Origin of the sequence: Flavobacterium succinicans LMG 10402 (assembly GCF_000611675.1) — a bacterium.
Lineage (GTDB): Bacteria > Bacteroidota > Bacteroidia > Flavobacteriales > Flavobacteriaceae > Flavobacterium > Flavobacterium succinicans.
Genome location: NZ_JATV01000013.1, coordinates 39,573 through 55,801 on the forward strand (window position 1 = coordinate 39,573; position 16,229 = coordinate 55,801).

Below are 16,229 nucleotides of genomic sequence, written 5' to 3' on the forward strand. Positions count from 1 at the left end.
ATACTCCATTTCACTGCCTTTTTTGATAAAGTATTCTGGTTTATTTGATCCAAATACCCCCTACTCCTGCTTCCCATAATTTTTTATTCAAAGCTGGAATGTCTTGATTCAAAATTTGAAAGCCTTCGGCTTGCATTTTTATCCATTTGTTATCATACTCCAACTTTAAATCCCTTACAGGCTGAGTAATTTTAGGCAAGGTACTTTCGGATTGATTGATCAAATACAAATAATCGGCATTGAATTTATTTGGAAAATTTTCTACATCGTCATACGCTTTTGATTTGCGTTGCACCATTGACTCGTCCCAAGTTTTCATTTTCTGTACTAACTTTTGTGCTTCCGCCAAAACGGTAATTTGCTGTGGACTGTTCATCAATTGTGCAATCAGTGTACTGATTTGTTGTTGTTTTATATACATACCATTAATCATGCTTTGCATTTCGTTAAAACGCTGTTCTAGATCCATCTTTAACGTATGATAAGCCGTGTAATCGCTCTCTTTTGTGTCGAATAAGGGATTAGGTAAAACAGTAGCTTGCGCACTTTTTTCTTGATTAGCCACTTTAAGGGTAATAGTGTAGGTTCCAGGCGCTACTTTATGTCCGTCGTAACTTCCTTCAATATAAACATTAGGAATACCTAATAAAGAAGTATGACGCATATCCCAAACGATACGGTTCAATCCCTTGTTTTTACTCAGTAATACGGCAGCACTTGGACCACCATCATAGCTTTTAAGTTCAGGATTGACTTTAGAACTGTATGTTCTTACTATTGTACCAGCATTATCCTTTATTTGTAGCGTAACCACCTCACTTTCTTTTAGTTCCGGCAATTGATAATGCACAACAACTCCCGAAGCAGGATTAACGCCTTTTGAAACTCCCATTCCCTTAAATTCAGCATCTGTTACATCCAATTCGCTCCCGCTTGTAGTAATGAATGTTGGATTAGGAGCAAATAATTTAATTGTTTCGGTAATCGACTTGCTATCTTTAGACTCCTTAGCCAATTCACGAATCAAATTCAAATCATCTAGGATCCAGAAACCACGACCTGAGGTTGCCGCGATCAAATTGTTTTGATGTACTTTTAAATCAGTTATAGGAGTCAAAGGCAAGTTCACTTGAAACGATTGCCAATTATTACCGCCATCAAAAGAGACAAACACCCCTAATTCTGTCCCAGCATATAACAAGTTTTTCACCGTATCATCTTCTCGGATCACTCTTGTAAAGGCATTGGCAGGAATACCATTGTTGATTTTTTTCCAAGTTTTTCCGTAATCTGTAGTCTTATATAATCCCGGTGTATGGTCATTAAATTTATAACGCGTAGTAGCAATATAAGCTGTAGCTTTATCAAAAGGAGATACCTCAATGGCATTGATCAAGCACTCCGCCAAATTGGCTGGAGTAACATTTTTCCATGTTTTTCCACCATCTTTAGTCAAATGCACCAAACCATCGTCACTACCAGTATACATCACACCTTTTTCGAGGGATGATTCTTCGATATAAGCCAATGTCCCATAATTCTCGGCTCCTACTGCCTCATTGGTAAATGGCACACCCGGTTTGCCTTGCTTGCTTTTATCATTTCGAGTCAAATCAGGAGAGGTTTCTATCCAACTTTGTCCCATGTTATCAGTACGTAAGACCAATTGTGACCCATGAAAATAGGTGTCTGGTTCGTGTTTACTGCGTATAATTGGCGCATTCCAATTGAAACGGTATTTCATATCTTTGGCATCGCGACCAAGATATAAAATTGGGGCTGCCATAACATTCGTACTAGTTTTGGTTTGAGTATCTAATACTTCGATGGTTCCTTGATAACTTCCACCAAAAACAAATCTAGGATTAGCAGGATCAAATGCTAAAAAGGCACTTTCTCCTCCTGCCGAAACGCTCCAATCTTTTTCAGAAATACCGTATCCGCTAAAATTTCGGCTCGCAATTTTTACAGAAGTATTATCTTGTTGCCCTGCATAAATATTATACGGAAACTGGTTGTCGACCGCAATACGATAAAACTGCCCTGTAGCATAAATATCTTGGCTACTCCATGATTTTCCTTTATTAAAAGTTATGGCTGCTCCGCCATCATCGGCAATAATCATATTGTTCGAATTCTTGGGATTGATCCATAAATTATGGTAATCGCCATGTGTTTTCGAAATGTTTTCCCAAGTTTTACCTCCATCAGTCGAACGCATAGCTGGGGCGCTCATTACATAAATAGTATCTTCATGATTAGGGTCAATGAACAATTCAATGTAATACCAAGAACGTTGAATAAGTCGATGGTCCGTTGTGACTTGTGACCAAGATTTTCCAGCATCATTAGACATATACAAGCCACCGGCTTCTTTTTCCCAATCACTTTCGATCAAAGCATATACTTTATCTGGATTAGTGGGAGATACGGCAATAGCCATTTTTCCCATTTCCTTAGGAAGACCTTCTTGCATAGGAGTCCAAGTAACACCACTGTCCACTGACTTGTACAAACCACTACCTGCTCCACCACTGGTGACTTGCCAAGGCTTGCGACCATGTTCCCACATCGCCGCATATAAAATTCTAGAATTTGTAGCATCCATCGATAATTCGACAGCACCAGTTTGGTCATTTTTGTATAATATTTTTTCCCATGTTAGACCTCCATTGGTAGTTTTGTATATCCCTCTATCTTGCGACTTGCTGTAAAGCGCTCCTTGAGCCGCAACATAAACAATATCTGAATTTTTAGGATCTATACAAATGCGAGAAATATGTTGAGTAGTCTCTAGTCCAAGATGTTTCCAAGTTCTACCGGCATCGGTACTTTTATAGATACCATCGCCATGATGCGTCATTACCCCACGAACTGCATGTTCTCCCATTCCAACATAAATCACATTAGGATCACTTTCCGCAACTGTAATAGCACCAACAGAGCTCGTTTTAAAAAAACCGTCCGAAATTGGATGCCAACTCACTCCCATGTCTTGTGTTTTCCACAAACCACCGCCAGTCGTCCCCATGTAATACGTTAATGGATCGGATGTTACTCCTGTAGCGGTTACCGATCGTCCGCCCCTAAAAGGACCTATAGATCGCCATTTGGACACTTTAAGTTGTGCATTTAAATCTGCTGGCTTAGAAGAGATATTCTTCTGAGCGAACAACGTACTACTAATGGAAGCCAATAGTAGTACTAAAAACAGTTTTTTGGTCATAATATAAGGTTATAGCTTTGGTTCAAAAATATGTAATGTTTCTGTAGTAGTCTACTTTATACGGTAAAAAAAACATTTTTTCTAAACAATAATATTAAAAGGGAGCACTATAATCCATAACTAAAAATCATATATTTGAATTTTCTAAACGGATCGAATCATGAAAACTGCTTTTTATTTTTACCTTACATTATTGACGAGCTTAGTTCTTTTTTCTTGTAAAAAAGAAGAAGAAAATACTGTAACAGATCAACGAAGCAATGTTGTTCCTTTTACTCAAATGGCTACAACAACTGCTCCTTCTACACCCACCAATCCTGCTAATACATCTGCATATGTGGAAAAGTCAGACCAAAAAGAAAGTGTGATGTATCAATACAAATATACCGTTGTTAAAAATCCAAATGCTACTACAACTACCACTGTTACACCAGCAGGGATGAATCCTCCGCATGGTCAACCGAAGCACCGTTGTGATATTCCTGTTGGAGCACCTTTAAATTCTCCAAAACCAAAAAATGTCACCACACCTAATACTACTGTAGTTAGTACTCCAACCTCAACCAATACAACTACTGCAGTACCCTCTTTACTAGCTGCACCAACCGAAGGAACACCTACTCCAGAAGGTATGAATCCACCTCACGGTCAAGCCAAACATCGATGCGACATTGCTGTTGGTGCTCCATTACCAAAAGAGTAGTCCTGCAGAATCTCATTTAAAAAAATAAACTTTATCAGTTATGATTACTCCCGCTACAACGGCAGACGCTATTGAATTATCTGCACTAATTAACTCCGCTTACCGTGGAGAAAGTTCAAAGAAAGGTTGGACCACAGAAGCAGATTTATTAGATGGCAGCAGAACTTCCGAAGCGGAATTGCACACAATCATTACGTCGCCTGATCATTACATGCTCAAATTTACACGCAATCAAAGAATAATTGGAAACGTTTTGCTTATTGCTAAAAAAGAGGTACTGTATTTAGGGATGCTGACCGTTTCACCCGAACTTCAAAACGGTGGATTGGGAAAACAATTATTGAAAGCCGCGGAGGAAAAAGCAAAACATTTACATTTGAACACTATTCAAATGACTGTTATCGGCCTTCGAAAAGAGCTTTTAGCTTGGTACATTCGAAATGGTTATAAGGACACTGGTAAAACAGAGCCCTTTCCATTTAGCAATAAAGATAAAGCACTAACAGCAAAATCTTTAGATTTTATAATCTTAGAAAAGAAGATTGCGCACTAAACCAATTTATTATTTAAAACTAAGAGAATTTATATGGTCTGTTTTATAAAATACATATTCATTCTACCTCTGTTTTTTACCTCGATATTGCCACGATATTCACATGAGAAACGATCTTTGACCAACTCAAAAGTCGCTTCTGAAATATTGATTTTACCAGTTTCGGAGTTGGATTCCATTCTAGAAGCCGTATTTACGGTATCTCCCCAAATATCATAGGCAAATTTCTTTGTTCCAACTACACCTGCTACAACTGGCCCGGTGCTGATTCCAATCCGAATATCAAAACGAACATGGAACACGTCTCTTTCGGTTTTGGCCAAGGCTACACAGTTAATAATCTCCTGAGCAGCTAGTATCATTTTGTAAGCATGATCGTTAGTTTCAAAAGGCAAGCCACCTGCACACATATAGGCGTCGCCAATCGTTTTAATCTTTTCTAAATCGTATTTTTCAATAATGGCATCAAATTTTGAGAAGTAATAATCAACACTTTCTACTAATTTTTCTGGAGATAAATTTTCAGCATATGCCGTAAATCCAACAAAATCTGTAAATAGAACTGACACTGAATCAAATTTTTTAGCCCTCACACTTCCAGATTGTTTCAATTCTGCCGCTGTTTCTTCAGGCAAAATATTCAATAATAATGCATTAGATCTATTTTTTTCTGATTCGATAATAGCATTGGTTTTTTTGATGAATTGATACCTCCTAAATAAACCCACTACTAAAAGACTAATTAAAATAATTACAACAACTGTAGCATAGATCACATTTTGCTGCTTCTTAGCCAATAGTTTCTGAATTTCTGATTCTTTCTCCAGTATGTTTACTTCCGCTTGTTTTTTTGAAACCTCAAAATTGGTTCTTAAATCGGCTAACTCTTGTACCATTTTCACATTGCTAACACTATCTTTATAGGCTACATATTTTTTAAAATACGATAAAGATAGGTTGCTTTTGTGTGTAGATTCATAGATTTTGGACAATTGTAAACTCGAAGTGCTAATTTGGTCTTTATAACCGTTTTTAACAGCCAATTGATAACTTCGTTTAGCTGCACTAAGGGCTTTACTCCAATTATTCTGCTTACTATAAATATCAGACAAATGGATCAAATATTCAGAAATCCCATAAAAATCTTCGATAGATTCTAAGGATTGTATGGCTTGATTTAAATTGCTCTCAGCTTCTTTATTTTTTCCTTGTTTGAAATAGATCACACCCATATTACCCAAAGTATAAGCAATACCACTGGTATATCCCGATTTTTCAAAATACGTACCTGACTCAGAAAAATACTCTAAAGCTTGTGCTAATTGATTGTTTTTTAAATATTCATCCCCAAGATTGGATAGCGCTGACGCTAACTTCAATGGTTCATTTGATTTTCGTAAAATTGCTATTGCTTTTTCATAATATGAATAGGCCTTTTTCGTGTCTTTCATTACCGAAAAAACATTAGCCATTGCCATATAAGTTACGCCTTCTCCAACTAAATTTTTTGAATTTTGAGCAATTTTTATTGCCAACAAAAAATCGCTCAACGCTTCTTGAAGGTTTCCTTTCAACTTGAGTTTGTTACCCCTAAGATAATAACCTCTAAACAAATACAGGTCATTCTTTGACTTTCTTGATAACACAATTAATTCATTAGTATATCTAATTGCTAATGACAAATCGTTAAGTTCATTGAATGCTAAATTACGAAGTAATTCTAGTTGAACAGCTGTCGTATTACCTCCTTTTTTGTAAATAATAGCCAGACTGTCTGCTACTTTTTGGTCTTGCGCCTGTAGCTTAGTGCCTACTGCAAGAAGCATAACGAAGCACATCACGCAACATTTAATAAAAATATTGGATAAAGTATTCAATACAAAAGTTTGTTTAAAAATTAGGGGTTGATATCTAATTTCGGAGTTACTCCAGAACTAGGATTGATATCCAATTTAGGCATAACGTTTAGACTGGGATTAATGTCCAACTTCGGCATAACGCTGGCAGCATTAGGATTAATTTCGACTTTCGGATCAATGATATACGATTTAGATGCTTCTTTGTAATGTATCGAAAAATGGATCTTGTAGACGTTTTGCTTTCCTATTAAACTTTCACGATCTTTTACCGTTGCCACTACATTGCCCGATGTACCTCCTTTTCCAATTAACATTAAATCATCGGAATCGTCATTACCAAAACACATTTCAAAATCATCATTCGTAGCATCTAAATCATAGACAATCTTATCTATAGCTATAGAATACCACTTATCATTGGTTACACCTTCCCACTCTACTTCTTGACTCAAGTATATGTTAGATAAAAAATCTTGAATTTTTCCAGTCTCTGAGAGCCCATCGTTATCATCTGATAAATAACAACGTTCATGTATATCATCCTGAGTAGGATGGGACATTTGAAACAATCGGCTAGCTTCTACATTCAGCTGAATTTTAACTCTTTTACCCATGATGCATTGATTTTTAAAATTTTATTATAAGTTTTTCACAGAACGACACATTACACAACACAAATAATTGATTTACAAGCATATAAACAGGAGTTAATCAAAGATACAGTTTTAATAAATAGGTTTTTATATGTATTTAAAAAAAGTTATTTGGCGTAAAAATTTAAATTTTTTCTCCAAATAAAAAAAAATAAATAATTGAATATGAGCTATTTAAAAGATTATAACTAATTTTATAGATCAAAGCAACCAAAAATGAAACAAAAACCCAATACGATAGACTGGAAAGAAATTTTTCAACCCAAGAACATTGTGCTTAATCTCATAGGAGTTGCCTTTATTCTATTAGCCTTAAAAGGGTTTATGATTCCTAATCGTTTTTTGGATGGCGGTGTTATTGGAATTTCTATCTTAATTCATGAAATTACACATTGGCCCTTTAGTATTTTAGTTTTAGTTTTTAATATTCCTTTTATCTTTTTGGGGCATAAATTGTTGGGATTGACTTTTGCCATTCAAAGCTTAATTACTTTTATTTTAATCGCTGTTGGCTATACTTTTTTTCATATTGAAGCTGTAACTTCTGACAAATTACTGATTGCTTTATTTGGGGGATGTCTAATTGGGGTTGGTATGGGCTTGTGCATTCGAAGTGGATCAGTTGCAGATGGTATTGAAATCGTAGCCTTATTAACTACACGAAAAATTGGTTTGAATGTTTCGGAAGTTATTTTTGCCTTGAATACGCTACTTTTTTTAGCCGCAGCTTGGTCTTTTGGCATTTCAACGGCACTTTATTCAATAGTGACCTATTTTTCGGCCGTAAAAGCATTAGATTATATTTCCCATGGAGTGGAACAATATACAGCTTTGCACATTATTTCAGCAAAAAGCGAAGAAATGAAACAATTAGTAGTTCAAAAATTAGGAAAAGGCATAACCGTAATCAAAGGAGAAAGAGGTTATCTTCCTGAAAGTTTTCATGTAAAAACACCCTGCGATATCATTGTAACAATAGTCACCCGATTAGAATTACTCCGCATCAAAGACGAAATAAAACTGGTCGATCCACATGCTTTTACCTACATTCAATTCATCAAAGAAGCAAGTGGAGGCATTCTTCGTCTGAGAAGAAGCCACTAATTCTCATAAAATGGGTTGCCAAAAACAAGTTCTATTTTATTTTTTTAACCAAATTAAAGTCAATTAATTGATTTTTTTTACTGGACCTGCCAACTCATTACTTGTTGAGACTATTACAAGTGCCAAAATATTTCGTATTAAATCCTCAAGACAAAAGACGATTATTACCAACAATTTATCCAAACAAGATGTTTTGATGTTTTATCATACAGTTTTAGTTTTTAAGAATCTACAAACTATTAGCTGTCAAAAAAAAGGCTACTCACAATAACCTGTTTAACATTTTATTAACTATATTAGCTTTTTACATTGGCAACTTTTCTTTACCTAAAATCTAGAAAAAAATGAAATTCTTTTACTATTTCTTTCTCTTATTATTCACTTTTTCTGTACAAGCTCAATTTCTAAGAAAGAAGAAAAAAAAAACGCTACCCTACGAAAACATAGTGATAAGCGATTCAGCCACACAACATTTAGTGAAGGCTATTCAATTTGAAACCCTTTCAAAACCAGATTCTCTTTTTTTTTATGCCAAAGAATTTAAAAAGTTTAAAGCTTTTTTAAAAACTAGTTATCCCTTAGTTTTTGCCAGTTTAAAAGAAATACCAGTTAATTCCAATTCTATTTTATTAAAATGGGAAGGAAGCAATACGAAGCTAATGCCAAATTTATTTATGGCTCATCAAGATGTGGTACCTGCCAAACAGCAAAATAGTAAATGGCAGTTTCCACCATTTGGGGGCAAAATTAAAGATGGTTACATTTATGGGCGCGGAACACTTGATGACAAATCTTCATTAATTGCAATATTCGAGGCAACCGAATACGCCTTAAAAAACAAATACCAACCCTTACGAACAACCTACTTTGCTTTTGGTGATGATGAAGAAGCTGACGGAAATGGCGCTAAAGAGATTGCTGAATATTTTATTAAAAACAAAATTGAATTTGAATTAATTTTAGATGAAGGCCCTGGAGTTGGTTTGGATATTATTCCTGAGATCAGCAAGCCAATATCATTTATTGGCATAGCCGAAAAGGGATATGCAACGGCAGAAATAACAGTAGATCAAGAAAGTGGACATTCCTCTATGCCTTCAAAACATACCGCTATCGGAATATTGAGTCAAGCGGTTGCCAATATTGAAAACAAACCTTTCAAGGCGCATTACCATGGTTTAGCAAAAAAATTATTTGACGAAATAGCCTCAGAAATGAGTTTTACACAAAGAATTGTATTTAAAAACAGTTGGCTATTTAGTGGATTAATAAAAAAAGAGTTGTCTAAAAAATATTCAACTAATGCTTTTATAAGGACAACGGCTGCAACGACCATTTTCACTTCAGGACAATCCGAAAATGTATTGCCACACAAAGCCTCAGCAACAATTAATTTTAGATTAATCCCAGGTGATTCTGTGCAAGATATCGTTCCTTATTTAAACAGAGTTATTAAAAATCCAAAAGTTAAGGTAGCTTTAAAAGGCAATACTTATAATGCTTCGCCAATTGCCAAAAAAAAATCTATAGGATATAAAGCCCTTTCAAAAACTAGTTTAGAGTTGTTTCCAGAAGCAATTGTAGCGCCAATTTTAGTTATTGGATCTACTGATTCAAGACATTTTAACCGTACTTGTAAAAACATTTTAAGATATATTCCTCTTCGATTTACCAATGCCGATTTAGAAAAAGTACATGGTTTTGATGAAAATATTGAAATAGAAAATTATCATAATATGATTCGGTTTTACATAAGATTTTTTCATAATCTCAACGAGTTTCCATAAAATCATCATTTTGTTAAAAAACACACGTTACAACCGCAAAAGAATATCGTGTTAGTATTCTTTGTTACACAAAATAAATTGAATAAATTAGCGCCACTAAATTTTATACCAAAATAAAAATGAAAAACACAGCGCTTACGCATATACACGAGAGTTTAGGAGCCAAAATGCTTCCATTTGCAGGATACAATATGCCCATTCTTTATGAAGGAGTGAATATTGAACATGAAACCGTACGTAACGCAGTAGGCGTTTTTGATGTTTCTCACATGGGAGAATTTTTTCTTTCGGGTCCTAATGCTTTAACTTTGATTCAAAAAGTGACTTCAAACGATGCTTCCACTTTAACTATTGGAAGAGCACAATATTCTTGCCTGCCCAATAATGAGGGAGGAATTGTAGATGATTTGATCATTTACAAAATGGAAGAAGAAAAATACCTTTTGGTAGTCAATGCTTCCAATATTGAAAAAGATTGGAATTGGATTAGCTCTCATAACGATTTAGGCGTTGTTATGGAAAATCATTCAGATGATTATTCATTATTGGCCATTCAAGGACCAAAAGCTGTTGAAGCCATGCAAACACTTGCTTCAATGGATTTATCTTCTATAAACTACTATCATTTTGCAGTAACAGACTTTGCAGGATTTTCTGATGTCATTGTTTCTGCAACAGGATACACCGGTTCAGGTGGTTTCGAAATTTATTGTAAAAACGACCAAGTTGAAGCGATTTGGAACCAAGTTTTTGAGGCTGGAGCCGCCTATGGTATTAAACCTATCGGATTAGCTGCAAGAGACACCTTACGTCTAGAAATAGGATTTTGTTTGTACGGTAATGACATCAACGACACTACTTCACCTTTAGAAGCTGGTTTAGGATGGATTACCAAATTCACCAAAGACTTTACAAATGCTGAAAATTTAAAAAAACAAAAAGAATCAGGTGTAACCAAAAAACTAATTGCTTTTGAAATGCAAGAGCGCGCGGTACCGAGACACGATTACGAAATTGTTGATGGTACAGGAGCCGTGATCGGTATTGTAACGTCAGGCACCATGTCACCGTCTATGAACAAAGGAATTGGTCTTGGGTATGTTACTACCAACAATAGCGCTGTTGATAGCGATATCTTTATTCGAATTAGAAAGAATGACGTACCTGCCAAAGTGGTCAAACTTCCTTTTTATAAAAAATAATCAATTATGAAAAAAATTTTACTGGGGTTTCTAGTAATGAGCGCCCCTATTTTTGCTCAAAGTAATGACACTTCATGTAAAATTCTTTCCAAAATTAATGCGTTAGTTCAAAAAGAACACGTGCAACCTAAACCGATAGATGATAGTCTATCGGTTTTTATTTTTGATCAATTAATCAATCAACTGGACCCTGCAAGAAACATTTTTTTTAAATCAGAATATGATTCCTTAGCACAAAATTACAGATTTGAGTTAGACAATTTAATGCTAAAGAACGAGTGCCAATTCATCTCAACTTTTACAAAAACATATCAAAAAGCACTAAAAAGAAACTTAGTTCTTTTAGAACGATTGGACAATGATACTCTTGATTTTTCGATAAAAGACACCATTCGTTTGTATAAAAAAGCCTTTCCTGTATACATGACCCCGTCAACGATGGAAAAAATTTGGCGAAAAAAAATTCGATACGAAATACTTAATGACATCGCCTACAATAGTGATAACTTAGATTCTATTCAAAGTAATTTTCAAACGATGATTTTTGCACAAAAAAAATTGGTCCTTGAAAATGAAAATTGCAAAATCAATACTCAACTCAAGAATATCAACACGATGGATCAAAAAATATACGGTCTTTTTTGCACCTATTTTGATCCACATACCAATTATTTTAATGTAAATAACAAATCTAACTTTGTAGCATCATTATCAAAAGAGCGATTGTCGCTTGGCTTTTTAGTAACCTTAAACGAAAAAAATCAAATTCTTATTGAAGAAATTGATTCCAATGGACCTGCTTTCAAAAATGGACTACTCAAAAAAGGAGACCAAATTATAGCCATTTCTAATCAAAAAGAAACATTAAAAGTTACATGTGCCTCCTTAGAGGAAATTGGGACATTAATTGCTTCTGACTCCAATAAAATAGTTACGCTCTGGATCAAACGAAAAGGCGAAAAAACATTTCAGGTTACCCTAGAAAAACAAGTAATTAAGGACGAACAAAACACAGTATATAGTTTCGTAATTGAAGATAAACGTAAAATTGGTTATATCAAAATACCTAGTTTTTATTCTGATTTTGACAACAAAAACAATAGTGGTTGCGCTGAAGATGTTGCCACTGAAATCGTCAAATTACAAAACGACGATATCGAAGGATTAGTCATTGATCTTATCGATAACGGTGGTGGATCTATGGAAGAAGCTATAAAAATGGCTGGCTTATTCATACATCATGGGCCAATAAGTATTGTTGTAGACAACACAAAAAAACAGCAAATTATCCAAGATCCTTATCGTGGTTATTTATATAAAGGGCCTGTTATCATTTTAGTCAATGGAAATAGTGCCTCTGCAAGTGAATTTTTTGCCACTATTTTGCAAGATTACAATAGAGCAATGGTAATTGGTAGTAATACGCAAGGTAAAGCTACCATGCAAACCATTCTACCACTCGAAAATGAACAAGAAGATTTTGTAAAAGTAACCATAAACAAATTTTATAGAATAACAGGCAAAAGTCATCAAGGTATAGGTGTCATTCCTAATGTAAAACTACCGGTTCTTTTTGAAACGGTATTCTCTAAAGAAAGCGATCAACCTAATGCCTTCAAAAATGACATTCTTCCTAATTCGATTAATTTTACACCTTATGTAAAAAACAAGCTCATTACGCAATTAGAAAAAAACAGTGTCAAAAGAACCAACGCTAGTGATTACTTTTCAACTATTATTAGCTTTAACAATAAAATTAATGATTTAGTTAAAAATCCAAAAACAGTGATTCCAATGGAAATTGTTGCTATCGTTAATGATCAGCTAGCCGTTACCAATCTTTGGAAAGAATTAAACGAATACAAAGACGAAAGTGTCCATTTGAATGTCAAAAATTCTAAATTCAATGAATCGCTGTTAAATGTTTATTTTTCAGAAAGACCTAATAACGAAAATCAAATCAAAGCGTTACAACACAATCATTACCTAAATGAAGCCATTGCGATTATCAACGATTATTTGAATCTAAAATAAGGCACTCCATGCCAAACTTCTACTAAAAGAATCTAAAATCAATTTGGTAAAATAAGGAATAACTGTATTTTTGCATTTCAAAAATTGTATAGAAATGGGAAGAGCTTTTGAATTCCGAAAAGGTAGAAAAATGAAACGTTGGTCTGCAATGGCCAAAGCATTTACCAGAATTGGTAAAGATATTGTAATGGCTGTTAAAGAAGGAGGCCCAAATCCTGAGGCTAATTCTCGTTTAAGAGCCGTTATTCAAAATGCCAAAGCGGCTAACATGCCCAAAGACAATGTAGAGCGTGCTATTAAAAAAGCAACCGATAAAGATACAGCTAACTACAAAGAAGTGCTTTTTGAAGGTTATGCTCCACACGGTATTGCACTATTGATTGAAACAGCTACAGATAATAACAATAGAACGGTAGCCAATGTTAGAAGTTATTTTAACAAATGCAATGGCACATTTGGAACACAAGGTTCTGTAGAATTTATGTTCGATCACACTTGTAACTTCAGAATTCCAAAGGAAGGAATTGACGCTGAAGAATTAGAATTAGAATTAATTGATTTTGGTGCTGAAGAGGTTTTTGAAGACGAAGATGGTATTTTGATTTATGCTCCATTTAGTAGTTTTGGAACCATTCAGAAAGAATTGGAAAATAGAAACATGGAAATCTTATCCTCAGGTTTCGAAAGAATTCCACAAATTACCAAAAAATTATCTGAAGCTGAAATGGCCGATGTTGAAAAACTAATTGAAAAACTAGAAGAAGATGACGATGTGATGAATGTTTATCACACTATGGAAGAGTAATTATTTAAACAACTCACCAACTTATGAAAATAAAAAAAACTTCGTTCTGCTGAGCGAAGTTTTTTTATGCTTATTTGTCTTTAGGTATCAATTCTAGCTTACGCAAACATCTTTAATTCGGCTAGAAAAATAAATAATTCAATTAATAAATATACTCTGTATTGGCTTTATCTAAAAAAAACTGTTTGTAGGCATTCAAATTTCGAAGGTAAATTTTATTTTGAATATAGCGCTCAAAACTGCAATCTTTCGAAAAGCAAAACACAATACTTTGACGATTGTTTGCTACAAATTCTTGTAAAACATCTTCGACTTCCTCTCGTTTAACTTCCATACCATCAAATACAATTCGATTATTTTTGTCTATAAAAAAAACACCTTGCTGTTTGGGTTGTTCTAGTTTATAACTAATGGTAGAAAAAGGCATAAACGCTAAGTTTTTATGAATGCTATCAGCATAAGAAAAATAGTTTTGTGATGTTTCATTTTTATGCATACTGCCTTCTTTCTTAGCTTGCATTTTTATTATTTGTGGTAGCACTAAACGCAAAGGTAATCGCTTGTCAATAGTAAAAACCCAATGGGTTGAGCTAATCGTATTGGCGCGATTCAAATCAGCAATTGTATCCTTTTTATCTTTTTTAAAAAAAATATAAACGGGAGAGTGTTCTCCAATTTCAGCTTCGATCGTTACATTAGATTTTACTAACTGGACTTCTTTTTTTCCTTCACAGGACAAAACAAAACAACAAATACAACACAATAAAAAACACCTCATACCTTTTTACTTTATAGTTATTTTTTGACACAATTTAATCACTTCAACCGCCTCTTTAACATCGTGAACCCTCAGAATAGCCGCTCCTTTTTGCAAAGCGATTGTATGGAGTACCGTAGTACCATTTAATGCTTCATCAGGAGAAACACCAAGAGTTTTATAAATCATTGACTTTCTTGAAACACCTGCTAAAATTGGCAAATCCAACATGCTAAAATAGTCCAAATGGCGCAAAAGCTCATAATTATGATCTATAGTTTTTGCAAATCCGAAACCAGGATCCACAATAATATCCGAAATCCCTAAACTTCTAGCGACAGCCACTCGTTCAGAAAAATAGTGAAGCACCTCTTTAGTAACATCCTCGTAAGTGGTTAAAGTAGTCATATTTTGAGGCGTTCCCTTCATATGCATCATGATATAAGGTACTTTGTAATTTGCAACAATTTTAAGCATTAAAGGATCTAACATTCCTGCAGCAATATCATTCACTAAAGCCGCCCCTTGATCCAAACACAATTGCGCCACATCACTTCTAAAGGTATCGATTGACACTATAGCTTCAGGAAAATGTTGTACAATTGCAGTAATTATTGGAAGTACTCTAGCTTTTTCTTCCTGTGAAGTTACAAATGTAGCATCAGGTTTACTAGAATAACCACCAACATCAATAAATGTGGCTCCTTCTTCAAGCATTTTTTCAACACGCTGTAGTACTAACTTTTCGCTAATAAAACGCCCACCATCAAAAAATGAATCAGGAGTAACATTTAAAATCCCCATTACTTTAGGGCTTGATAAATCGATTAATTGTCCATTACAGTTAATTGTCATAGTTTTTGTGATTCTAATAATAACTTGGTATTTGTTTAAAAAATTGTTTTATTTTTGGAGCCAATAGAATACAAATATACACCAATAATGAAGAATACTTCACAGGAATATGATGCGGTTATCGCCATTTGTCGTCAATTATTTAGTAATAAAATGAAAGATTACGGGAGTGCATGGCGTATTTTGCGATTACCATCGTTAACCGATCAAATTTTCATCAAAGCACAACGCATCCGAAGTTTACAAGAAAATGAAGTTCGTAAAGTAGACGAAGATGAAACTGGCGAATTTATCGGGATCATCAATTATTCAATCATGGCATTGATCCAATTAGAATTAGGTGTAGTAGAACAACCTGATTTGGATGTCAACACAGCAATACATTGGTACGATGAAAAAATCAACACTACCAAAGCCTTGATGGAAGCCAAAAATCATGATTATGGAGAGGCTTGGCGAGAAATGCGTGTGAGTTCACTTACCGATTTAATTCTTCAAAAACTACTCAGAGTAAAACAAATAGAAGACAACAAAGGAAAAACATTAGTCTCTGAAGGCATTGATGCCAATTACCAAGATATGATCAATTATGCGATTTTTGCTCTAATTTTAATGGGCTTTCATCTCAAAAAGTAAATCAATATAAAACAAAAAAATCCTCAGTTGAGGATTTTTTGTTGTATAATCGGAA

13 protein-coding genes are annotated in these 16,229 nt (G+C 34.4%); 8 read left to right on the forward strand and 5 right to left on the reverse strand.

Annotated features, from left to right (window positions below):
* Positions 1-40 precede the first annotated feature (40 nt).
* Positions 41-3,226, reverse strand: a complete 3,186-nt coding sequence (locus AO58_RS0113010; RefSeq protein ID WP_024982120.1) for a glycosyl hydrolase — start codon at positions 3,224-3,226, stop codon at positions 41-43.
* 160 nt (positions 3,227-3,386) lie between these two features.
* Here AO58_RS0113010 and AO58_RS0113015 point away from each other — a divergent pair, with 160 nt between their 5' ends.
* Both AO58_RS0113015 and AO58_RS0113020 read left to right on the forward strand, forming a co-directional pair.
* The gene (locus AO58_RS0113015) at positions 3,387-3,929 is read left to right on the forward strand and encodes a hypothetical protein (protein ID WP_024982121.1); all 543 of its coding nucleotides are present in this window, start codon (positions 3,387-3,389) and stop codon (positions 3,927-3,929) included.
* A 40-nt stretch (positions 3,930-3,969) separates the two neighbouring features.
* Positions 3,970-4,482, forward strand: coding sequence for a GNAT family N-acetyltransferase (locus tag AO58_RS0113020; protein ID WP_024982122.1), 513 nt, complete (start codon positions 3,970-3,972; stop codon positions 4,480-4,482).
* Positions 4,483-4,511: 29 nt separating this feature from the next.
* Here AO58_RS0113020 and AO58_RS0113025 read toward each other — a convergent pair whose 3' ends face one another.
* Together AO58_RS0113025 and AO58_RS0113030 are read right to left on the reverse strand one after the other, a co-directional pair.
* Positions 4,512-6,320 carry an adenylate/guanylate cyclase domain-containing protein gene (locus tag AO58_RS0113025; RefSeq protein ID WP_139225576.1) on the reverse strand — a complete coding sequence of 603 codons (1,809 nt, stop codon included), beginning with the start codon at positions 6,318-6,320 and terminating at the stop codon, positions 4,512-4,514.
* Between the two features lie 59 nt (positions 6,321-6,379).
* Positions 6,380-6,955 (reverse strand): hypothetical protein, encoded by a 576-nt coding sequence (locus AO58_RS0113030; RefSeq protein ID WP_024982124.1) that lies wholly within the window; start codon positions 6,953-6,955, stop codon positions 6,380-6,382.
* A gap of 255 nt (positions 6,956-7,210) precedes the next feature.
* On the opposite strand from AO58_RS0113030, the gene AO58_RS0113035 reads away from it, so the two are divergent.
* The 5 genes from AO58_RS0113035 to AO58_RS0113055 all read left to right on the forward strand — a co-directional run bounded on the left by AO58_RS0113035 (position 7,211) and on the right by AO58_RS0113055 (position 13,926).
* Entirely contained in the window at positions 7,211-8,098 is an 888-nt protein-coding gene (locus AO58_RS0113035) for a YitT family protein (RefSeq protein WP_024982125.1), read from the forward strand.
* A 344-nt stretch (positions 8,099-8,442) separates the two neighbouring features.
* Positions 8,443-9,885 carry a M20/M25/M40 family metallo-hydrolase gene (locus tag AO58_RS0113040; protein WP_024982126.1) on the forward strand — a complete coding sequence of 481 codons (1,443 nt, stop codon included), beginning with the start codon at positions 8,443-8,445 and terminating at the stop codon, positions 9,883-9,885.
* A 119-nt stretch (positions 9,886-10,004) separates the two neighbouring features.
* On the forward strand, positions 10,005-11,087 hold the full coding sequence (gcvT, locus tag AO58_RS0113045) for a glycine cleavage system aminomethyltransferase GcvT (RefSeq protein ID WP_024982127.1): 1,083 nt from the start codon (positions 10,005-10,007) through the stop codon (positions 11,085-11,087).
* Between the two features lie 6 nt (positions 11,088-11,093).
* On the forward strand, positions 11,094-13,121 hold the full coding sequence (locus AO58_RS0113050) for a S41 family peptidase (protein WP_024982128.1): 2,028 nt from the start codon (positions 11,094-11,096) through the stop codon (positions 13,119-13,121).
* Positions 13,122-13,215: 94 nt separating this feature from the next.
* Positions 13,216-13,926, forward strand: a complete 711-nt coding sequence (locus AO58_RS0113055) for a YebC/PmpR family DNA-binding transcriptional regulator (protein WP_024982129.1) — start codon at positions 13,216-13,218, stop codon at positions 13,924-13,926.
* Between the two features lie 142 nt (positions 13,927-14,068).
* On the opposite strand, the gene AO58_RS0113060 is transcribed toward AO58_RS0113055, so the two are convergent.
* Both AO58_RS0113060 and folP read right to left on the reverse strand, forming a co-directional pair.
* Positions 14,069-14,704, reverse strand: a complete 636-nt coding sequence (locus AO58_RS0113060; RefSeq protein WP_024982130.1) for a hypothetical protein — start codon at positions 14,702-14,704, stop codon at positions 14,069-14,071.
* A 6-nt stretch (positions 14,705-14,710) separates the two neighbouring features.
* Positions 14,711-15,538: a dihydropteroate synthase gene (gene folP / locus AO58_RS0113065; RefSeq protein ID WP_024982131.1), complete on the reverse strand. Its 828-nt coding sequence runs from the start codon at positions 15,536-15,538 to the stop codon at positions 14,711-14,713.
* 87 nt (positions 15,539-15,625) lie between these two features.
* Here folP and AO58_RS0113070 point away from each other — a divergent pair, with 87 nt between their 5' ends.
* Positions 15,626-16,174: a DUF1599 domain-containing protein gene (locus AO58_RS0113070; protein WP_024982132.1), complete on the forward strand. Its 549-nt coding sequence runs from the start codon at positions 15,626-15,628 to the stop codon at positions 16,172-16,174.
* Positions 16,175-16,229 lie beyond the last annotated feature (55 nt).

Coding starts and splice junctions, on each gene's coding strand:
- AO58_RS0113030 (WP_024982124.1), bottom strand. CDS start 6,955: ATGGGTAAAAGAGTTAAAATTCAGCTGAATGTAGAAGCTAGCCGATTG.
- AO58_RS0113020 (WP_024982122.1), top strand. CDS start 3,970: ATGATTACTCCCGCTACAACGGCAGACGCTATTGAATTATCTGCACTA.
- AO58_RS0113035 (WP_024982125.1), top strand. CDS start 7,211: ATGAAACAAAAACCCAATACGATAGACTGGAAAGAAATTTTTCAACCC.
- AO58_RS0113015 (WP_024982121.1), top strand. CDS start 3,387: ATGAAAACTGCTTTTTATTTTTACCTTACATTATTGACGAGCTTAGTT.
- AO58_RS0113070 (WP_024982132.1), top strand. CDS start 15,626: ATGAAGAATACTTCACAGGAATATGATGCGGTTATCGCCATTTGTCGT.
- AO58_RS0113040 (WP_024982126.1), top strand. CDS start 8,443: ATGAAATTCTTTTACTATTTCTTTCTCTTATTATTCACTTTTTCTGTA.
- AO58_RS0113055 (WP_024982129.1), top strand. CDS start 13,216: ATGGGAAGAGCTTTTGAATTCCGAAAAGGTAGAAAAATGAAACGTTGG.
- gcvT (WP_024982127.1), top strand. CDS start 10,005: ATGAAAAACACAGCGCTTACGCATATACACGAGAGTTTAGGAGCCAAA.
- AO58_RS0113025 (WP_139225576.1), bottom strand. CDS start 6,320: ATGTGCTTCGTTATGCTTCTTGCAGTAGGCACTAAGCTACAGGCGCAA.
- AO58_RS0113050 (WP_024982128.1), top strand. CDS start 11,094: ATGAAAAAAATTTTACTGGGGTTTCTAGTAATGAGCGCCCCTATTTTT.
- AO58_RS0113010 (WP_024982120.1), bottom strand. CDS start 3,226: ATGACCAAAAAACTGTTTTTAGTACTACTATTGGCTTCCATTAGTAGT.
- AO58_RS0113060 (WP_024982130.1), bottom strand. CDS start 14,704: ATGAGGTGTTTTTTATTGTGTTGTATTTGTTGTTTTGTTTTGTCCTGT.
- folP (WP_024982131.1), bottom strand. CDS start 15,538: ATGACAATTAACTGTAATGGACAATTAATCGATTTATCAAGCCCTAAA.